This is a genomic window from Flavobacterium celericrescens (assembly GCF_011392075.1).
GTDB lineage: Bacteria > Bacteroidota > Bacteroidia > Flavobacteriales > Flavobacteriaceae > Flavobacterium > Flavobacterium celericrescens.
The window spans coordinates 528,409-548,691 of record NZ_JAAJBV010000001.1; the positions used below are offsets into that span (position 1 = coordinate 528,409).

The window sequence follows — 20,283 nt, forward strand, 5'->3', positions numbered from 1 at the left end:
TTGGTACACTATTTGGTAATAAGGATTTAAAACAAATTAAAGATGAAAAAACTAAAATATATCATTCCGTTTGTGGTACTTATTACAGCAATAAGCAGTTTCTCTGATACAAGTAAAAATTTGGTCAGAGAAACAGCTATTTTGGATAGTATTAAAAAGCAAGATTCTCTAGCAATTATTGCCACCAAAAAGCAAGATTCTATCGATAATTTAAAAACAAAATTTTTTAAAGGAAATGCTCATGCTTCTTATTATCATGATAGATTTACAGGAAGAAGAACAGCGAGCGGACAAATTTTCAACAACAAAAAATTTACAGCTGCTCATAGAACGCTTAAATTTGGCACAAAGGTAAAAGTAACAAGTATTGTTTCTAAAAAATCTGTTATTGTTACGGTTAACGATAGAGGTCCATTTGTAAAAGGAAGAGATATTGATTTGTCAAAAGCTGCTTTTATGAAAATTGCACCTTCAAAATACGGAGGACACATCAAAGTTAATCTTGAGCTTGTAGAATAATTAATTCCAATCTTTATAGGGAAAATTACTCAGATAAGCGTTATAATAACGATTATCTCCAGTAACTTCTTTGCCTAGCCAATTTGGTTTTTCAAATGTATCATTTTCGTTTTTAAGCTCAATTTCGGCTACTATTAAGCCATTATTTTCTCCATTAAAAACATCAACTTCATATATGTGCTTTCCAAGAGGTATTTCATAGCGAATTTTATCAATAACTCCTTTTTCACATAAAGGCAATAATTGCTCGGCTTCAGCAACTGGAATTTCTTTTTCCCATTCAAAACGGGTGGTTCCTGATTCGTTTCCTTTGCCTTTGATGGTAATAAAACCTTTGTTTCCTTTGATGCGAATTCTAACCGTACGTTCAGGATGCGAATTCAAATAACCTTGAACAATTCGGTTTGAAAAACTACTTTCTGAAATAAAATCGGTTGAAGTGACTAAAAATTTACGTTCAATTTCTTTCATGAATTCAAAAGGATATGGTCTAAAATGAGTTAGTATTTAATATTCTAATCAAATATACTATAAATTTGTAATATGCTTACTCAAAACAACAATAGGAAAATTATTCATATCGACATGGATGCATTTTACGCATCTGTGGAACAAATGGACAATCCTGAGTTGAGAGGAAAACCTTTAGCCGTTGGCGGCAGCGAAATTAGAGGCGTTGTAAGCGCAGCAAGTTATGAAGCAAGAAAATATGGCGTTAGAAGTGCAATTAGCGGCATACAGGCTAAAAAATTGTGTCCTGAGTTAATTTTTGTACGCCCTCGTTTTGACCGTTATAGAGAAATTTCCAAAAAAATTCGAAAGATATTTCTCGATTATACGGATTTAGTTGAGCCGTTGTCGCTTGATGAAGCCTATTTAGACGTTACCGAAAATAAAAAAGGAAATCCAAGTGCTACCTTGATTGCACAGGAAATTAGAAAACGCATTTTTGAAGAAGTAGGTCTTACGGCTTCAGCGGGAATATCGGTGAATAAATTTGTGGCAAAAATTGCTTCCGATTACAATAAACCTAACGGACAAAAAACAGTGAACCCAGATGAGGTGGAAGCTTTTTTAGAAAAATTAGATGTAAAAAAGTTTTATGGTATAGGAAAAGTTACTGCAGAAAAAATGTACCAATTAGGCCTTTTTACAGGTTTTGATTTGAAACAAAAACCATTAGAATATTTAGAAAAACATTTTGGCAATAGTGGTTTACATTATTATCAAATTGTGAGAGGCATTCATAACAGTGCAGTTAAACCGAATAGAAAAATAAAATCTGTTGGTGCTGAACGTACGTTTAACGAAAATTTATCTTCTGAAATTTATATGGAAGAGCGACTGCTAAATATTGCCAAAGAACTAGAAAAACGCTTGCAAAAAAGCAAAATTTCTGGAAAAACCATCACATTAAAAATCAAATATTCCGATTTTACTTTACAAACGAGAAGTAAAACATTACCTTATTTTGTAAATGACAAAGCCATTATTGCAGATGTGGCTAAAGATTTATTGTATCAAGAACGTTTGAAAAATTCTGTAAGGTTATTAGGTATTTCAGTGCACAATTTAAATAATGAAGAGAAAAGCAAAACTTTTTTACCTCAAAAAAGTGTTTCAGTGCAATTGCGGTTTGAGTTTTAATAAAAAATCCGTTCTGAATTTCAAAACGGATTTTTTGTATTTATAAAAGCTGAAATATTAGTCTATTTCAGAAACCCTCAAGGTGTTCACCATTCCTTTTTCAACTACTGGCATAGCTGCTAAGTTGATAAGCATGTCTCCTTTGTTTACATATTTTTTTTCCACACAGATTTTATTGATATCGTCAATAGTATCGTCTGTGCTTACTAATTTGTCATAGAAAAACGCTCTTACACCCCATAAAAGATTTAATTGCGTTAATATTCTTCGGTTAGATGTAAATACTAAAATGTGCGATTTTGGTCGCCATGCAGAAACTTGAAATGCAGTATAACCAGAGTTAGTCAACGTTGTAATTGCTTTTGCATTAATAGCATCTGCCATTATTGCTGCATGATAACAAATCGATTTTGTAATAAAACGTTTGGTTCTAACATGTGGTTGTGTTAAAGGCACTTTAATTAGTGGAGAATCTTCAACGCTTTCAATAATACGAGTCATTGTTTGAATTACTTCCACTGGGTAATTTCCTACTGAAGTTTCACCAGACAACATTACAGCATCTGCACCATCCATTACAGAGTTAGCAACGTCGTTTACTTCTGCACGAGTTGGTGTTAAGCTTGTTATCATAGTTTCCATCATTTGTGTTGCCACAATTACTGGAATTCGAGCTGTTTTGGCTCTATGAATTAATTTTTTCTGAATCAATGGTACTTCTTCCGCAGGAACTTCAACACCTAAATCACCACGAGCCACCATCAATCCATCACAGAAAGCAACAATTTTGTCAATATTTTCAACCGCTTCAGGTTTTTCAATCTTAGCAACAATCGGAATTTTATGATCCGAATGTTTTGCAATTAAATCTTGTAATTCTTCTAAGTCTTTAGGTGTTCTTACAAAAGAAAGCGCAATCCAATCAACTTTGTTTTCAATAGCAAAAATAGCGTCTTTGATGTCTTTTTTAGTTAAAGCAGGTAACGATACTTTTGTGTTTGGTAAGTTAACTCCTTTTTTTGATTTTAGTGGACCTCCTTGAACCACCATTGCTTCAACCTCTGTATTTTTATCGGTTTTAGTTACTTCAAAAATTAGTTTTCCATCGTCTAATAAGATTCTTTCACCTGGATTTACATCTTTTGGAAACTCTTTGTAGTTCATATATACTCTAGAAGCAGTTCCTAGTACGTCTTCGGCAGTGGTAAAAGTAATGATGTCACCTTTGCTTACTACAACATCTTCTTTCATTACACCTACGCGTAGTTTTGGACCTTGTAAATCAGCTAATATAGAAGTGGTATATCCGTGTTCGTCGTTTAATTCTCTAATGATATTGATGCGTTCTGACACGTCTGTATAATCTGCATGCGAAAAATTAATTCTGAAAACATTAACTCCAGCATCAATCATGTTTTTAATTACTTCCTTTGAGCTACAGGCAGGACCTAAGGTAGCTACAATTTTAGTCTTTTTGTTCGTCGACATTTTTTTAAAAAATTAAATTATTTTTAGATTTTAAATTCGTTGTTTCAATTGTATAAGCTGTAGTTACATTTTTAATTGATAGCAATTTTTCTATCATATCCTCTTCATCAAAATCGTAATCAATGTTTTCAATTTTTAGTAGATAATCTGCTTTTTTATATTCTGGTAAAAGAAAAACAGTAATATCTACTTGATCAAATAATTGAGCGACTTTCTTTTTTGAAGTTACAATGGTGGTTTTGTTTTCTATTAAACTCCATTGAACATCACTTTTTTCATCATCAAAAATGTAATTACTAAAAGCGCTTTTTCCTTCCGGAATGGCGATTTCAATGTTGGACTCATTTTTAATTAAACGAGTGTCCAAAATTTTATTGATGGCATAGGCTAATTTGTAATCATCTAACGAAGAATGAATCGCAATTAGTTCATAATCATCTGAAATAAAATCGTTTATTTGAATTTTATGAATGGCCATCAGATACAATTAGAATGTAAATATAGTATTAAAATCTATTAAAATTTTGCAGTTTAACGCTTCTTAACGTTAATTTACTAACGCAAACGTTTTAGTTTTGAATTATTTTTGAGAAATTTTTTCTTGTAGCGCAAAATAAGCTCTTTGTGAAGCTTTTTCTTCTGCTTTTTTCTTTGAAGTTGCTCGAGCTTTTGCTATAATTTTTTGATCAATAATTAATTTTACACCAAAATATTTTTGCCCTTCTATACCATTATCTTCCACAAAGTCAAATGAAAAAGGAATCTTTTCTTTTTGACACCATTCGATAATTAAACTTTTATAACTGATAACTTTTCCTTCTAATTTGGCAATATCAACATATTGTTTGATGATTTTTGTGCGAATAAATTTTTCACAATATTCAAATCCTCTGTCTAAATAAATTGCACCTATAAAAGCCTCAAATAAATTACCGTGAATATTTTCTCCAAATTGACTCGAACTGACTTTGCTTTCTACAAAGCTAACCAAATTGAAATCACGACCTAATTCATTCAAGTGTTCTCTACTTACAATTTTTGAACGCATTTTTGTTAAATAACCTTCATCTCCAGAAGGTACTTCATTGTACAAATGAGCAGCAATTACACTTCCTAACATAGCATCTCCAAGAAATTCTAATCGCTCATAGTTAAAAGGATTCCCTTTTTCATCTACTTTATTGGTAGAGCGATGGGTGAATGCTTTTTGATAATATTTTAATTCTTTGGGTTCAAAACCAAGAATAGAGGTAATTTTTTTAAAAAAAATCCCGTCTTCTGGAGAACGGGAATTTTTTGTTATTTTTTTTAATAAACGACGCATGAAATTAGTCTTCTAATTTTTTAAATAATACACACGCATTATGACCTCCAAAACCAAAAGTATTGCTCATAGCAACTTTAATTTCACGATTTTGAGCTTTGTTCAACGTTAAATTTAATGAAGGGTCAATATTTTCATCCACAGTAGTATGATTAATTGTTGGAGGAACAATACTGTTTTTCATTGCCAAAATAGAAGCAATAGCTTCAATAGCACCAGCAGCCCCTAGCAAATGACCAGTCATTGATTTTGTTGAATTGATGTTTATAGATTTTGCATGATCACCAAATACATGGCTAATTGCTTTTAATTCTGCAACATCACCAAGAGGTGTTGAAGTTCCGTGTGTATTGATGTGATCAACCATTTCGGGAGCCATTCCTGCATCTCGTAAGGTGTTTTCCATAACAGCAATAACTCCAATTCCTTCAGGATGTGGAGCTGTTAAATGATAAGCGTCAGAAGACATTCCTCCGCCACCAATTTCACAATAAATTTTAGCACCACGTGCTTTAGCGTGTTCATATTCTTCTAAAACCAATGCTCCTGCTCCTTCACCTAAAACAAAACCATCACGAGTAGCATCAAAAGGTCTTGAAGCTGTTTCTGGGCTTTCATTTCTTGTTGAAAGTGCGTGCATTGAATTAAACCCACCCATTCCTGCAATAGTAACAGCGGCTTCAGAACCACCAGAAATAATAACGTCACACATGCCTAAACGGATGTAGTTAAACGCATCAATCAAAGCGTTTGCAGAAGAAGCACAAGCTGAAACTGTTGTATAATTTGGACCCATATAGCCATTTCTCATAGAAATGTGAGCCGGTGCAATATCAGCAATCATTTTAGGGATAAAAAATGGATTAAACTTTGGAGTTCCATCTCCTTTAGCATAATACATTACTTCATCTTGAAAAGTTTCTAAACCACCAATTCCAGCACCCCAGATTACACCTACTCTGTGTTTATTCACATTTTCTTGGGTAATTCCAGCGTCTTTAATTGCTTCATCACTTGCGGCAATTGCATATTGCGCAAATTTATCAAGTCTACGAGATTCTTTACGATCCATGTAATCTTCAATATTGAAGTTTTTTACTTCACAAGCAAATTTAGTTTTGTGTTTTTCTGTATCGTAATATGTTATAGGAGCAGCACCGCTTTTTCCAGTGATTAATCCTTCCCAGTATTCTTGAATATTATTTCCGATTGGAGTTAATGCCCCAAGACCGGTTACAACAACGCGCTTTAATTGCATAGTTTTTAATTTTCGGTTAATATAAAAAAACCCAAAGTGCTTTTAATAATTACTAAAAGAAACAATGGGTATTACATATTTTTTTTATTGGTATGATTGTAATACAATCAATGTTTGCAAAATCTTATAAAAGATTTAAAACTGAAAGTAAAAAATAACAACATCCACAAAGGTTGCCCTTTATGGATGTCTTAAATATTATTTTTTAGCTTCCTCGATGTAAGAGATAGCTTGACCTACAGTAGCAATGTTTTCAGCTTGGTCGTCTGGAATTTGAATATCAAATTCTTTTTCGAACTCCATAATAAGCTCAACAGTGTCTAATGAATCAGCTCCTAAATCGTTAGTGAAGCTTGCTTCTGTTACAACTTCGTTTTCGTCAACACCTAATTTGTCTACGATAATCGCTTTTACTCTTGATGCAATGTCTGACATAATCTTTTAATTTTTAATTTAATTTGTTGGCAAAAATAAAAAACTTTATTTTAAAACAACATTTTTGTTACTAAATGTGACTACGAATTTAAAAAAAATAATTCACAAAGGCTTCTTTTTTTTATTTTTTACCAATTTTTATTCTTTTTTTTGTGGGAAGAAATCAATACGAAATGAAAAATATTGTGCTTTTTGCTTCCGGAAATGGGTCAAATGCCGAAGAAATAATTAGGTATTTTAAAAAAAATAACCAAGGAACTGTAGTCGCTATCTTTTCTAACAAACCAGATGCCAAAGTGTTAGATAGAGCAAAAAATCATGACATTCCAACAGTAGTTTTTTCGCGAGCCCAGTTAAATGAAGGATTTGTACTTGAAAAATTATACCAATTTCAGCCTGATTTAATTGTTTTGGCGGGATTTTTATTAAAATTTCCAGAAAATATATTAAAGGAATATTCAAAAGTGATTAACATTCATCCTGCTTTATTACCAAAATATGGTGGAAAAGGAATGTATGGAATGAATGTGCACCAAGCCGTTCTTGATAATAAAGAAAAAGAAACAGGAATTACGATTCATTATGTTAACGAACATTATGATGAAGGAGAATTTATTTTTCAAAAAGCAGTAAATATTGAAGATTGCAAAACTGCCGAAGAAATTGCACAAAAAGTTCACGAATTAGAACACCAATATTTTCCTGAGGTAATAGCTAATTTAATAAAGTAAGTTATGAAAGCTTTGTATTTAAATATATTGCTAATTTTTATTCTCAATGTAAATCTTGTTTTTAGTCAAGATAAGATAGAGTTAAAAGAATTTGGATTTAGCATGAATTATCCTGAAGGTTGGTTTGCTTATGATAGCAATCAAATAGTTTCTAATCTTAAGCAATATGATTTTAATAAGGATGAAATTGACAGATTTTCAAAACAAGTTATAAAATCAGTTGAATATATATCTTTACTGAAGTATGAAAAAGGAAAGTATTCAGGTATTATTCCTACTATCAATATTAGAGTCGATAAAAACCCAACAAAAGATATTTTAGAGTTGCAAAAAGCACTTTATTTGTCATTAGAACAAAACAAAGCTACTTTTACGAATTTGCATTTTATCGAAAAATCGAATATAGTAGATATTGAAGGAACTAAAATCATAAGAACTATATTTAGTTACACTTTAAAAAGCGAAAATGTTGAATATAAATTAAAGTCATACAAGGTTTTAATTCCCGTAGGAAAATTTTATATTAACATTAATTTTATAGAGGAAGAAAATAAAGAAAACAACTCGATTTTATATGAAGAATTAATAAATTCTATTAAAATAATAAATTTAGAAAAATAATAAATGCCACACGAAGTCCACATATACACTGATGGTGCTGCCAAGGGAAATCCTGGACCAGCTGGCTATGGCGTGGTGATGGAAATGGTTGGAACGCCCTACAAAAAAGAATTTTACGAAGGTTTTCGGCTGTCTACTAATAATAGAATGGAATTATTAGCTGTAATTGTTGGTTTAGAAAAATTAAAAAACCCAAAAACCAAAATTTTAGTGGTTTCTGATTCCAAATACGTTGTAGATGCTGTTGAAAAAAGATGGGTGTTCCAATGGGAAAAAATCGGTTTCAAAGCCAAAAAAAATCCCGATTTATGGATACGTTTTTTAAAAGCATATCGAAAACATCAGGTGGATTTTCAATGGGTAAAAGGACATAATAGTCATCCCCAAAATGAACGATGTGATGCATTAGCTGTAATGGCTTCGCAACAAAACAACTTGTCTATTGACGAGTTCTATGAAAAGGAAGAATCAAAATTAATTTAGCAAATCAGTTGAATTAAAGACGCGTTTTTATTTTCTGCTAAATCCATTTCAATATTTCTTATATTTGCTACCCGAAATTTCTCGAAACTCAAATCAAAAATATAACTTCATAGATTATGGGAATGAATAAAAATACAATCTTGGCTTGGGCAACTTTTATTATGATTTTAATGGGTTTGCTTTTAATTGGTTTAGGAATTTATAGATATGCAGATGTTGCCGGATGGGGATTTTCTGCTGTTGGTGTAGGTTTCTTTGCTATCGCGTGGGTTTTTAATGCGTTGAAAGGGAGAGTATAATTAAATTAAGAATTAAGAATTTTGACTATTATAAATCCAATAATCTAAAGTTCTAATAATCTAACAATCAAATCAATATAAAAAAATGTCAGACGATAAGAAAGTAATTTTCTCAATGCAAAAATTGAGTAAAAGCTATCAAGGAAGTGATAAACAAGTATTAAAAAATATCTATTTAAGTTTCTTTTATGGGGCAAAAATCGGTATTTTAGGTCTAAATGGTTCGGGAAAATCTTCATTATTAAAGATTATTGCTGGTGTGGATAAAAACTATCAAGGGGATGTGGTTTTTGCACCAGGATATACTGTTGGTTATTTAGAACAAGAGCCTCAATTAGACGAAACTAAGACAGTGATTGAAGTAGTTCGTGAAGGAGCTGCTGAAATTTTTGCTTTACTTGAAGAATTTAACAAGATTAATGACGATTTTGGTTTGCCAGAAGTATATGAAGATGCCGATAAAATGCAAAAATTGATGGATCGACAAGCTGAACTACAAGACAGAATTGACGCTTGTGGAGCTTGGGAAATCGATACCAAATTAGAAATTGCAATGGACGCACTTCGTACCCCTGATTCTGATACACCAATTAGTGTATTGTCTGGTGGAGAAAAGCGTCGAGTAGCTTTGTGTCGTTTATTATTGCAACAACCTGATGTGTTGTTATTGGATGAGCCAACAAACCACTTAGATGCAGAATCGGTACTATGGCTAGAGCAACATTTACAACAATATGCCGGAACTGTTATTGCAGTTACGCACGACCGTTATTTCTTAGATAATGTAGCAGGTTGGATTTTGGAATTAGATAGAGGAGAAGGTATTCCATGGAAAGGAAATTATTCTTCTTGGTTAGACCAAAAATCAAAACGTATGGAGCAAGAAGAAAAAGTTGCTTCAAAACGTAGAAAAACATTAGAACGTGAGTTAGATTGGGTTCGTCAAGGAGCAAAAGGACGTCAAACGAAGCAAAAAGCGCGTTTGCAAAATTATGACAAACTCTTAAATGAAGACCAAAAAGAATTAGATGAAAAATTAGAAATCTACATTCCAAATGGACCTCGATTAGGCACAAATGTAATTGAAGCTAAAGGAGTTGCAAAAGCATTTGGAGATAAATTATTATACGACGATTTGAATTTTGTACTTCCTCAAGCAGGAATAGTTGGAATTATTGGTCCTAATGGCGCAGGAAAATCAACTATTTTCAGAATGATTATGGGAGAAGAAAAACCAGATGCGGGTTCTTTTACTATTGGAGACACAGTTAAAATAGCTTACGTAGATCAATCACACTCAAATATTGATGTAAACAAATCGATTTGGGAAAACTTCTGTGATGGTCAAGAACTAATTTTGATGGGCGGAAGACAAGTAAATTCGAGAGCTTATTTATCTCGTTTTAATTTTGGCGGAAGCGATCAAAATAAAAAAGTAGCCACTTTGTCTGGAGGAGAACGTAATAGACTTCACTTGGCAATGACATTAAAAGAAGAAGGAAACGTATTGCTGTTGGATGAGCCTACTAATGATCTGGATGTAAACACATTGCGAGCATTAGAAGAAGGTTTAGAAAATTTCGCAGGCTGTGCCGTAATTATTTCCCACGACCGTTGGTTTTTAGATAGAGTTTGTACACATATTTTGGCTTTTGAAGGAGATTCTCAAGTATATTGTTTTGAAGGAAGCTTCTCAGAATATGAAGAAAACAAGAAAAAACGCCTTGGAAAAGACGTGGTTCCAACAAGAATAAAATACAAAAAATTAATTAGATAAACATTTGTTAAAAAAATCCCGAATATATTCGGGATTTTTTTACCTTTAAACCTTTCATTTTACCCCTTATTTAAATGAACTTCCTAAAGCGATATTTTTTTATAATCTTTTTAAGTGTTAGTTTTCAAGGACTTGTTGCACAAGTTAATGATACAGATAGCGCTAAATCTAAAGAATTGTTAAAAAAAGCAGGCAAAAGTTTTTTGGATTTAGAATGTCAAAAATCATTAAATTTTGCTAAAGCTTCACTTGAAATTTCTTTAAAAAATGAAGATTATTTGCAATCAGCTAAAGCATATAACTTAATTGGACTAAACTTTGAGGAATTTTCAGATTATAAAAAGGCGATTGAGTTTTATCATAAAGGATTAGAATTTGCAAATAAAACCACTAATGACACCGTTAAAGGATGGCTGTACAATAACTTAGGAAACGTTTATTGTTATCGAAAAATAAATTTCAAAAAAGGAATTGAAAATTATAAAAAAGGAATTTATTTTTCTGAAAAACTTAACGATCAATATGAAATTACCTTTTCAAAACTAAATATTGGAAGTGCTTATTTTGCTATCGAAGATTTTAATACAGGGATTAGGTATTTTAATGAAATCAAGAATTACGTCGACAAAGAAGGCGAATTAGAGGCAAAAATTTCTTTAAATTCTAACTTTGGATTGTATTATAATCATCTCAATAATTTTAAAAAAGCAGAAGAATATTATATAAAAGCAGTTGAGTTTTGTGAACAAAATGACATAGAACTAATCAAGTCAAATGCAGTGGTGGTTTATAAAGATATTTCAAATCTTTATTTTAAAATGAAAAATTTTGAAAAAGCACACCACTATTTACTTAAGCATGAAGAACTTAAAGATAAAATCTATAATGAAGATAGAATTAATGAGGTAAAAGTTGCTGGATTAGCTATTCAACAGGATGAAATAAATAGAAAAATCAGCCAAATTGAAGCTCAGAAAAAAATACAAGATGAAAAATTAAAAAACAATCGACAATTCATCATTTTTTCGAGTATTATTGTTTTTATCTTGATTTTATTATTGCTTTCGTTTGTTAGAAATAATAGATTGAAAGCTAAAATTAATAAAAAACTGCAAAAAGCCAATTTAGAATTATTAGAAGCCAAAGAAAAAGCCGAAGAAGCATCTCAATTAAAAACACAATTTATTTCAACAATAAGTCATGAATTAAGAACGCCTTTATATGGAGTGGTTGGGATTACTGATATAATATTAGACGAACACAAAGAATTAGCTAATAGCCCACACTTAAAATCATTAAAATTTTCGGCTAAATATTTACTTTCGTTGGTAAACGATATTTTGAAAGTATATAAAATTGAGGAAAAACAAGTGGTTTTAGACGAAATGGTTTTTAATATTTATGACGAATTAGCCATAATAAAAGATTCGCTATACTTCTTAGCAATCAAAAACAGTAACCAAATTCATATTGATGTTGATAGCAATATTCCTGAAGTTGTAATTGGCGACAAGATACGTTTATCGCAAATTTTTATTAATCTTATTAGTAATTCTTTGAAGTTTACTACTAATGGTTATGTAACGGTTAGAGCTAGTTTAGTAGAAAAAATTGGAAGTAAAACTCAAATTAAATTTCAAGTAATTGATAACGGAATAGGAATTGCGAAGAAAGACCAAGAAAAGGTTTTTGAAAAATTTGTACAAGTAGTTAGAAAAGAAGATGACTATCAAGGAACTGGGCTTGGATTAACTATTGTAAAAAAAATGGTAGAATTGTTCAAAGGAACAATTACATTAGAAAGCGAAGAAAACAAAGGAACTGCCGTAATATTTGTTCTTCCGTTTGAATCAGACGTTGAAAAAGCAGGTACAATTATAAATAACTTAAAAGTTGATTTGTCAAGCAAACGAGATTACAAAATATTGGTTGTAGAAGACAACAAAATCAATCAAGTAGTAACGAGAAAGCTGCTAGAAAACAATAATTTTAAATGTGAAATAGTTGATGATGGTTATGCCGCAATAGAAATATTAGAAAAAACCAATTTTGATGCTATTTTGATGGATATAAATATGCCATTAATTAATGGTTTTGAAACCTCTAAAATTATCAGACAAAAAGGCAATACTATTCCTATTATTGCGGTTACGGCTTTTGATAAGCAAGACATCGAAGAAAAAATAAAAGAAGCAAAAATCGACGAAGTTATTGTAAAACCATTCGACAGTAAAAAGTTATTTGAAGTTATAAAACGATTCGTGGAAGAGTAGAGAATTAATTTACAGGTATAATTTTGTTTTATAACAACATTCATGAAATTGAATTTATCCTAACAAATCTATTAAAATTCTCTCAGGTTTAAACTTTTAAACACATAAACTTTTAAACTTCTAAACTATAACTTATCTTTGCACCTTATTTCAAATTCAATTTAATGAACAAACTATTAATAGTAGGAACAGTAGCTTTTGATGCTATTGAAACGCCTTTCGGGAAAACGGATAAAATTTTAGGTGGAGCCGCAACTTATATTGGTTTATCATCTTCATTTTTTAATGTAGATGCAGCAGTAGTTTCTGTGGTTGGAGAAGATTTTCCAAAGGAATATTTAGATTTATTAGAAAATAAAGGAGTGAATATCGAAGGAATCGAAATCGTAAAAGGAGGAAAAACATTCTTTTGGAGTGGAAAATATCACAACGATTTAAATTCTCGCGACACTTTAGTAACAGAATTAAACGTGTTGGCAGATTTTAATCCAGTGGTGCCACAAGCGTATAAAAATTCAGATGTAGTTTTATTAGGAAACTTACATCCAATTGTGCAATCAGGTGTGTTAAATCAAATGACAGAAAGACCAAAACTAGTCGTTTTAGACACCATGAACTTTTGGATGGATTGTGCCTTACCAGAATTATTAGACGTTATCAAACGTGTAGACGTTATTACTATCAACGATGAAGAAGCGCGTCAGTTATCAGGAGAATATTCTTTGGTAAAAGCGGCAGCTAAAATTCATACAATGGGGCCAAAATATGTGGTTATCAAAAAAGGAGAACACGGAGCGTTATTGTTCCACAATAAAGACGTATTCTTTGCTCCAGCATTACCATTAGAAGAAGTGTTTGATCCAACAGGAGCTGGTGATACTTTCGCAGGAGGTTTCGCAGGTTATATTGCACAATCAGAAAATATTTCGTTTGACAATATGAAAAACGGAATTATTCATGGCTCAAACTTAGCTTCGTTCTGCGTGGAAAAATTTGGAACAGAAAGAATGGTTGACCTTGACAAAAAAGAAGTTAACACTAGATTAAAACAATTCAAAGCTTTAACGCAATTTGAAGTGGAATTAGAAGAATAAAAACGTGCCTCGAATTTTCGGGGCATTTTTTGTTTCAAAAAGAATAAGAATTACAACAACCTACAACAACACAACAACTTATGAGTGACGCTATACAACACGAATGTGGAATTGCATTACTACGATTAAAAAAACCGTTAGAATTCTATAAAGAAAAATACGGAACCGCTTTTTATGGAGTACAAAAAATGTACTTACTTATGGAAAAGCAACACAACCGCGGTCAAGACGGAGCTGGATTAGCAAGTATTAAATTGGATGTAAATCCAGGTGAAAGATACATTAGCCGTATTCGTTCAAACGACCCACAACCTATTAAGGATATCTTTGCTCAAATCAACGACAGAATCAGTCGTGAGTTGGAAGAACATCCAGAATATCAAAACAATGTGGCGCTTCAAAAACAAAATATTCCATATTTGGGAGAAGTGTTTTTGGGTCACGTTCGTTATGGAACTTTCGGTAAAAATAGCATTGAAAGTGTTCACCCATTTTTACGTCAAAACAATTGGATGCACCGTAATTTAATTGTAGCGGGAAATTTTAACATGACGAATGTAAAGGAGTTGTTTCAAAATTTAATTGACTTAGGACAACATCCAAAACAAATGGCCGATACTGTTACCGTAATGGAAAAAATCGGACATTTTTTAGATGATGAGGTTACCGAATTATACAAACAATGCAAACAAGAAGGATACTCTAAACAGGAAGCTTCACCAGTTATCGGAGAACGATTAAATATACAACGCATTTTAGAACGCGCTTCTCGTAATTTCGATGGAGGATACGCAATGGCTGGACTTTTCGGTCATGGCGATTCGTTCGTTTTGCGCGATCCTGCTGGAATTCGTCCTGCGTATTTCTACGAAGATGATGAAATTGTAGTGGTGGCTTCTGAACGTCCGGTAATTCAAACGGTTTTCAACGTTGCTTTCGAAAAAGTGCAAGAATTAAATCCAGGAAGTGCTATCATCATCAAGAAAAACGGAAATGTTTCAGTTCAAGAAGTGAGAACTCCGTTAATCAAAAAAGCATGTTCGTTTGAGCGTATTTATTTTTCTCGCGGAAGCGATGCTGAAATTTATAACGAGCGAAAAGAATTAGGAAAATTAATCTTCCCAAGTGTTTTAAAAGCCATCGATAATGATACCGATAATACGGTTTTCTCGTTTATTCCAAATACAGCAGAAACTTCTTTTTACGGAATGTCTGAAGCAGCTCAAGATTTCTTAAATCAAAGAAAAGCCAAAGCAATTATCGAGCAAAAAGATACCTTAACGGAAGACACTTTGAAAGAATTACTTTCGGTAAAAATCAGAACGGAGAAAATTGCGATTAAAGACGCAAAATTAAGAACGTTTATTACTGAAGATAGCAGTCGTGATGATTTAGTAGCGCACGTTTACGACGTAACGTATGGAGTAGTAAAACCGACGGATAATTTGGTAATTATTGATGATAGTATTGTAAGAGGAACTACTTTAAAACAAAGTATCATTAAAATGATGGATCGTTTGCAACCAAAGAAAATTGTCGTGGTTTCATCAGCGCCTCAAATTCGTTATCCTGATTGTTACGGAATCGATATGGCGAAATTAGAAGGTTTAGTGGCTTTCAGAGCGGCATTAGAATTATTAAGAGAACGCAATTTATATCATATTGTAGAAGAGGTTTATCAAAAGTCAAAAGCACAAGAAGATTTTAATGATGCAGATGTGGTGAATTATGTAAAAGAAATTTACGCACCATTTACAGATCAAGAAATTTCAGATAAAATTGCCGAAATGCTTACACCAGATAACACAAAGGCAGAAGTGAAAATTATATACCAAACGGTGGAAGATTTGCATAGAGCTTGCCCGAAAAACTTAGGTGACTGGTATTTCACAGGAGATTATCCAACAGATGGTGGAAATAGAGTAGTAAACCGAGCTTTTATGAATTTTTATGAAGGAAAAGATGCTCGTGCATATTAAAAAGCGCGTTTCATCGACTTTTTATTTCGTTTAACAATTTTTTTACAAGTATATAATATCTTGTTCTACTTTAGCTCTACCAGAAAATTAGTAGGTTAAGTTTTATGGTAGATTTGGGGCAAAAAGGGTGAAAGTAATTTCACCTTTTTTTATGTAGTAAATTTAAATTTTTATAAGAAAAATCGCTTTTTGTGAATTAATCATGTAATTAAATGCATTTCATCGAATATTTGTGCTATTTAACAATTATTTTATGCTAGCATAACATCTTGTTCTACTTTAGCTCTACCAGAAAATTAGTAGGTTAAGTTTTATGGTAGATTTGGGGCAAAAAGGGTGAAAGCAATTTCACCTTTTTTATTGTCAGAATAAAAATTGGTAAAATACAAAAAAGCCGAAGAGTCGCCATACTCTTCGGCTTTTTCTGTTTATTTTGTTGTTTTTTATTTTGCCGCTGCAAAACGTTTTGCTACTTCAACCCAGTTAATTACATTAAAGAAAGCCTCAATATAATCAGGACGACGGTTTTGATAATGTAAGTAGTAAGCATGTTCCCAAACATCCATTCCTAAGATTGGTTGACCGCCACAAGCCACACCTGGCATTAATGGGTTGTCTTGGTTTGGAGTTGAACAAACTTCTAATTTCCCATCTTTCACACATAACCAAGCCCATCCTGAACCAAAACGAGTAGCTCCAGCTTTAGCAAATTCTGCTTTAAAAGCATCAAATGAACCAAAAGCTGCGTCAATTGCAGTAGCTAATTCACCTGTTGGTAAACCACCACCATTTGGCGACATAATTTCCCAAAACATAGTGTGATTATAATGTCCACCACCATTGTTGCGAACTGGCATGTTGTTCATGTCTAAATTTTTCATCAAATCTTCGATAGATTTTCCTTCTAAATCACTTCCCGCAATAGCAGCGTTTAAGTTGGTAACGTATGCGTTGTGGTGTTTAGAATGATGAATTTCCATTGTTCTAGCGTCAATATGTGGTTCCAATGCATCGTATGCATAAGGTAATTGTGGTAATTCGAAAGCCATAATATTTTATTTTTAGATTAGTAATATTTTCACCAAATTTACAAATTAAACTTCGGAATCAAAAATAGATAGTTTCTATACCACTATTATTAAGATAAATATAACATTTGAAAACAACAGCTTTTACGATATATGATGCTTCGGCTGGTTCAGGAAAAACCTATACGCTAACGAAAGAATACTTAAAAATTCTTTTCTTGGCTTCAAATGACGATGCCTATCGTAAAATTCTAGCCATCACTTTTACCAACAAAGCGGTAGAAGAAATGAAAACCCGAATCGTTTCGAGTTTGTACCAGTTTTCATTGGATAACACTTCCGATAAAGAGATGGATTTATTGAAAGATGTTGCTTTGGAAACCAAATTAAGTATTGCTACTTTAAAAGATAAATCGAAAGCCATCATCAAAAATATCATTCACAATTATGCAGCGTTTGATATTTCTACGATTGATAAATTCACGCACAAAGTTATCCGAACTTTTGCCCAAGATTTGAATTTACCTCCGAATTTTGAGGTATCGCTAGAAACCGATTCATTGTTACAAGAGGCGATTGACTTGGTGATTTCTAAAGCGGGTGATGATGTGAGCTTAACCAAATTACTCATCGAATTTTCAAAAGAAAAAACCGACGACGATAAAAACTGGGACATTTCGGCCGAATTATTAAAGGTTGCCCAATTGATTACCAACGAAAACAATTCGGAAGAAATCAAAGAATTGTCTGAAAAAAGTATCGACGATTTCGGAATTGTAAAAAAGAAATTACAAGAAGAAATCAAACAGTTAAAACTCGATTGTAAAGCAATTGCTCAAAGTATTTTGGATTCGATTGATGTAAATGGAGTTTCAAGAAAATCGTTTTACAGAAGTTTGGTTCCTAATTTTTTAGAGAAAATTGTTGATGATAAAATTGCGATTAATGAAACTGTAATCAAATATTTAGATGGTTCAGAAAGTGGTTATTCCAAAACCGTTCCACAATCCGATAAAGATTTTATTGATGAAAAAGCTTCCGAAATTTTAACTTCGGTGCTAACAATCAATGAAAAAGTTGGAAAAATTTCAATGTACGAAGCTTTTTTGCAAAACCTAAATCCTTTGTCGTTATTAAACACGATTTATCAAGAATTCAAACAAATTCAGGAAGAACAAAATTTAGTTTCGATTTCCGATTTCAATAAAATTATTCACAACGAAATTCAAAATCAGCCAGCCCCTTTTATTTATGAGCGTTTGGGTGAAAAATACCGTCATTATTTTATCGATGAATTTCAGGATACTTCAGTGATGCAATGGCAAAATTTAATTCCGTTAATCGATAATGCACTTTCGGGTCAAGACGATTTTGGCCAGCAAGGAACTTTGATGTTGGTTGGCGATCCAAAACAAGCGATTTACCGTTGGCGTGGTGGAAAAGCCGAACAATTTATCGATTTAGCGAAAGAAGATAAAAAACACAATCCATTTTCAAATAAAGACAAAGAAACGCTTCGTTTGGGTACGAATTACCGAAGTTATAGCGAAGTGATTCAGTTTAATAATGCGTTTTTCAAGCAATTGTCGGATAAATTTGAAAATCCAGATTATAAAAATTTATACGAAAATCTTTCACATCAAGAAATCAATTCCAAAATGGGCGGTTATGTGAATTTGTCGTTTATCGAAGTGCCAGAAGACGAAACGGAAGTCGAAGGTTTTGATTCGGACAACGATTCTATTTCGGTAAAAGATAAGTTTTATTTGAATCAAACGTTGCGAACCGTTGAAAAATGTATCGCAAACGGATTTGAATACAAAGATATCGTCTTGCTTACACGAACCAAAGCGCCTGGAATTAAATTAGCAAATTTCTTAACCGAAAACAGCGTTCCGATTTTGTCTTCCGAAACCTTATTGATTCAAAATGCAACCGAAGTGAAGTTGTTGATTGCGTTGCTTCGTTATTTGAAAAATCCAAAAGACGATGAATCAAAAGTGTATTTCTTGTATTTTATTGCGAAATATTTGCAATCGGAAATAGCAATTCATGATTTTATTTTGGCTTCGAAAGATAAAAATTCGGAAGAATTAGAAACTTTTTTGAAAACTATCGGAATTGAAATTTCGTTCAAAAATTGCAAGAAGAAATCATTATACGAAGCAGTTGAAATTTTAATTGCGACTTTCTTAAATGATAAAGTGAATACTTCGTATTTGCAATATTTCTTGGATTTGGTATTGGAAAAAGACGTGAAAGCCCAATCGAGTATTGCGGATTTCTTAGAATATTGGGATAAAATTGGCTATCAAAAAAGTATTCCATCACCAGAAGGAACTAATGCAGTTCGCATCATGACGATTCATAAATCAAAAGGATTGGAGTTTTCAGTGGTGATTTTTCCGTTTGCGGAAGAAAACTTTTCAAGCAAACCAAAAGACAAATTGTGGATTCCGTTGGAAGACGCGAATGTGGATTTTCCGAAAGCATTAATCAACAATAAAAAAGAAGTGGAAACTTACGGAAACGAAGCCAAAGCTATTTTTCAAACCAAAAATCAAGAAGAAGTTTTAGATACAATTAATGTGTTGTACGTGGCATTAACACGTGCCGAAGAACAGTTGTATGTAATTTCGAATAAACTGAAAACGAAAAAAGGTGATTTGGTTACCAATAACTTATCATATTATTTTCTAGAGTTTTTGCAAAATATCGGGAAATATGAAGAAACTAAATCAGAATACGAGTTCGGAAATCCAAATAGAATTTCAACTAGCAAAGCTCACGAAGGTAAAAACAATCAAATTGGAATTGTTTCACACAAATTAAATCCAAAAAACATCAAAATCGCTCAACGCGAAGCTTTAATGTGGGGAACAGTTCAGCAGGACGCGATTAACTTTGGTAATATTTTGCACGAAATCATGGCGTTTATTCATACGAAAGAAGATGTGGATTTGGCTATTCAAAAAGCAACGGAATTAGGGTTGATAACGTTTTCCCAAAATGTAATTTTTAAAGAAACAATTGATAAAATTGTGAATCATGAAGAATTGATTTCGTTTTTTGATGCCGATGCAAAAGTTTTCAATGAACAAAATATCATCAAAAAAGCTACTAAAACTATTAAGCCTGATAGAGTTGTAATCAAAGATAATTTGGCTTATTTGTTAGATTATAAAACGGGTGAAAAACATAACAAACATAAAGCACAATTAGAAGAATACGAATTGGCTTTACAGCAAATGAAATATACAGTTGCAAAAAAAGCACTTATATATATAGGTGATAGTATAGAAATAGTAACTTTGTGACCATAAAATA

General features: G+C 32.2%; 18 protein-coding genes. 11 read left to right on the plus strand and 7 right to left on the minus strand.

The window, feature by feature from the left end:
• Nucleotides 1-42 precede the first annotated feature (42 nt).
• Nucleotides 43-519: a septal ring lytic transglycosylase RlpA family protein gene (locus tag G4L40_RS02435; RefSeq protein WP_166235560.1), complete on the plus strand. Its 477-nt coding sequence runs from the start codon at nt 43-45 to the stop codon at nt 517-519.
• Here G4L40_RS02435 and G4L40_RS02440 read toward each other — a convergent pair whose 3' ends face one another.
• Nucleotides 520-990 carry a CYTH domain-containing protein gene (locus G4L40_RS02440; protein WP_166235561.1) on the minus strand — a complete coding sequence of 157 codons (471 nt, stop codon included), beginning with the start codon at nt 988-990 and terminating at the stop codon, nt 520-522. It lies immediately after the preceding gene.
• A 72-nt stretch (nt 991-1,062) separates the two neighbouring features.
• On the opposite strand from G4L40_RS02440, the gene dinB reads away from it, so the two are divergent.
• Complete coding sequence (gene dinB / locus G4L40_RS02445; protein WP_166235562.1) at nt 1,063-2,166, plus strand: DNA polymerase IV; 1,104 nt, start codon at nt 1,063-1,065, stop codon at nt 2,164-2,166.
• A 57-nt stretch (nt 2,167-2,223) separates the two neighbouring features.
• On the opposite strand, the gene pyk is transcribed toward dinB, so the two are convergent.
• The 5 genes from pyk to G4L40_RS02470 all read right to left on the minus strand — a co-directional run bounded on the left by pyk (nt 2,224) and on the right by G4L40_RS02470 (nt 6,671).
• Nucleotides 2,224-3,654, minus strand: coding sequence for a pyruvate kinase (gene pyk / locus G4L40_RS02450; RefSeq protein ID WP_166235563.1), 1,431 nt, complete (start codon nt 3,652-3,654; stop codon nt 2,224-2,226).
• Between the two features lie 4 nt (nt 3,655-3,658).
• Nucleotides 3,659-4,132 (minus strand): IPExxxVDY family protein, encoded by a 474-nt coding sequence (locus G4L40_RS02455; protein ID WP_166235564.1) that lies wholly within the window; start codon nt 4,130-4,132, stop codon nt 3,659-3,661.
• 102 nt (nt 4,133-4,234) lie between these two features.
• Entirely contained in the window at nt 4,235-4,978 is a 744-nt protein-coding gene (gene rnc / locus G4L40_RS02460; protein WP_166235565.1) for a ribonuclease III, read from the minus strand.
• Nucleotides 4,979-4,982: 4 nt separating this feature from the next.
• Nucleotides 4,983-6,236: a beta-ketoacyl-ACP synthase II gene (fabF, locus tag G4L40_RS02465; RefSeq protein WP_166235566.1), complete on the minus strand. Its 1,254-nt coding sequence runs from the start codon at nt 6,234-6,236 to the stop codon at nt 4,983-4,985.
• A 198-nt stretch (nt 6,237-6,434) separates the two neighbouring features.
• Complete coding sequence (locus G4L40_RS02470; RefSeq protein WP_007137004.1) at nt 6,435-6,671, minus strand: acyl carrier protein; 237 nt, start codon at nt 6,669-6,671, stop codon at nt 6,435-6,437.
• 173 nt (nt 6,672-6,844) lie between these two features.
• Between G4L40_RS02470 and purN the strand changes: the two genes are divergently transcribed.
• The 8 genes from purN (at nt 6,845) to G4L40_RS02510 (ending at nt 15,928) form a co-directional block, all read left to right on the plus strand.
• On the plus strand, nt 6,845-7,402 hold the full coding sequence (gene purN / locus G4L40_RS02475) for a phosphoribosylglycinamide formyltransferase (RefSeq protein WP_166235567.1): 558 nt from the start codon (nt 6,845-6,847) through the stop codon (nt 7,400-7,402).
• A gap of 3 nt (nt 7,403-7,405) precedes the next feature.
• Complete coding sequence (locus G4L40_RS02480) at nt 7,406-8,023, plus strand: hypothetical protein (RefSeq protein WP_166235568.1); 618 nt, start codon at nt 7,406-7,408, stop codon at nt 8,021-8,023.
• A gap of 3 nt (nt 8,024-8,026) precedes the next feature.
• Nucleotides 8,027-8,506 (plus strand): ribonuclease HI, encoded by a 480-nt coding sequence (gene rnhA, locus G4L40_RS02485; protein WP_166235569.1) that lies wholly within the window; start codon nt 8,027-8,029, stop codon nt 8,504-8,506.
• Between the two features lie 116 nt (nt 8,507-8,622).
• Nucleotides 8,623-8,805, plus strand: a complete 183-nt coding sequence (locus G4L40_RS02490) for a CAL67264 family membrane protein (RefSeq protein WP_026725732.1) — start codon at nt 8,623-8,625, stop codon at nt 8,803-8,805.
• 85 nt (nt 8,806-8,890) lie between these two features.
• Nucleotides 8,891-10,582 carry an energy-dependent translational throttle protein EttA gene (gene ettA / locus G4L40_RS02495; RefSeq protein WP_166235570.1) on the plus strand — a complete coding sequence of 564 codons (1,692 nt, stop codon included), beginning with the start codon at nt 8,891-8,893 and terminating at the stop codon, nt 10,580-10,582.
• A gap of 74 nt (nt 10,583-10,656) precedes the next feature.
• Nucleotides 10,657-12,855 (plus strand): tetratricopeptide repeat-containing hybrid sensor histidine kinase/response regulator, encoded by a 2,199-nt coding sequence (locus G4L40_RS02500; RefSeq protein ID WP_166235571.1) that lies wholly within the window; start codon nt 10,657-10,659, stop codon nt 12,853-12,855.
• Nucleotides 12,856-13,019: 164 nt separating this feature from the next.
• Nucleotides 13,020-13,949: a PfkB family carbohydrate kinase gene (locus tag G4L40_RS02505; RefSeq protein ID WP_166235572.1), complete on the plus strand. Its 930-nt coding sequence runs from the start codon at nt 13,020-13,022 to the stop codon at nt 13,947-13,949.
• Nucleotides 13,950-14,029: 80 nt separating this feature from the next.
• Complete coding sequence (locus tag G4L40_RS02510; RefSeq protein WP_166235573.1) at nt 14,030-15,928, plus strand: amidophosphoribosyltransferase; 1,899 nt, start codon at nt 14,030-14,032, stop codon at nt 15,926-15,928.
• Between the two features lie 443 nt (nt 15,929-16,371).
• Here the strand turns inward: G4L40_RS02510 and G4L40_RS02515 are convergent, their stop codons facing one another.
• Nucleotides 16,372-16,977: a superoxide dismutase gene (locus tag G4L40_RS02515; RefSeq protein ID WP_166235574.1), complete on the minus strand. Its 606-nt coding sequence runs from the start codon at nt 16,975-16,977 to the stop codon at nt 16,372-16,374.
• Nucleotides 16,978-17,084: 107 nt separating this feature from the next.
• On the opposite strand from G4L40_RS02515, the gene G4L40_RS02520 reads away from it, so the two are divergent.
• Nucleotides 17,085-20,273 (plus strand): UvrD-helicase domain-containing protein, encoded by a 3,189-nt coding sequence (locus tag G4L40_RS02520; RefSeq protein ID WP_166235575.1) that lies wholly within the window; start codon nt 17,085-17,087, stop codon nt 20,271-20,273.
• Nucleotides 20,274-20,283 lie beyond the last annotated feature (10 nt).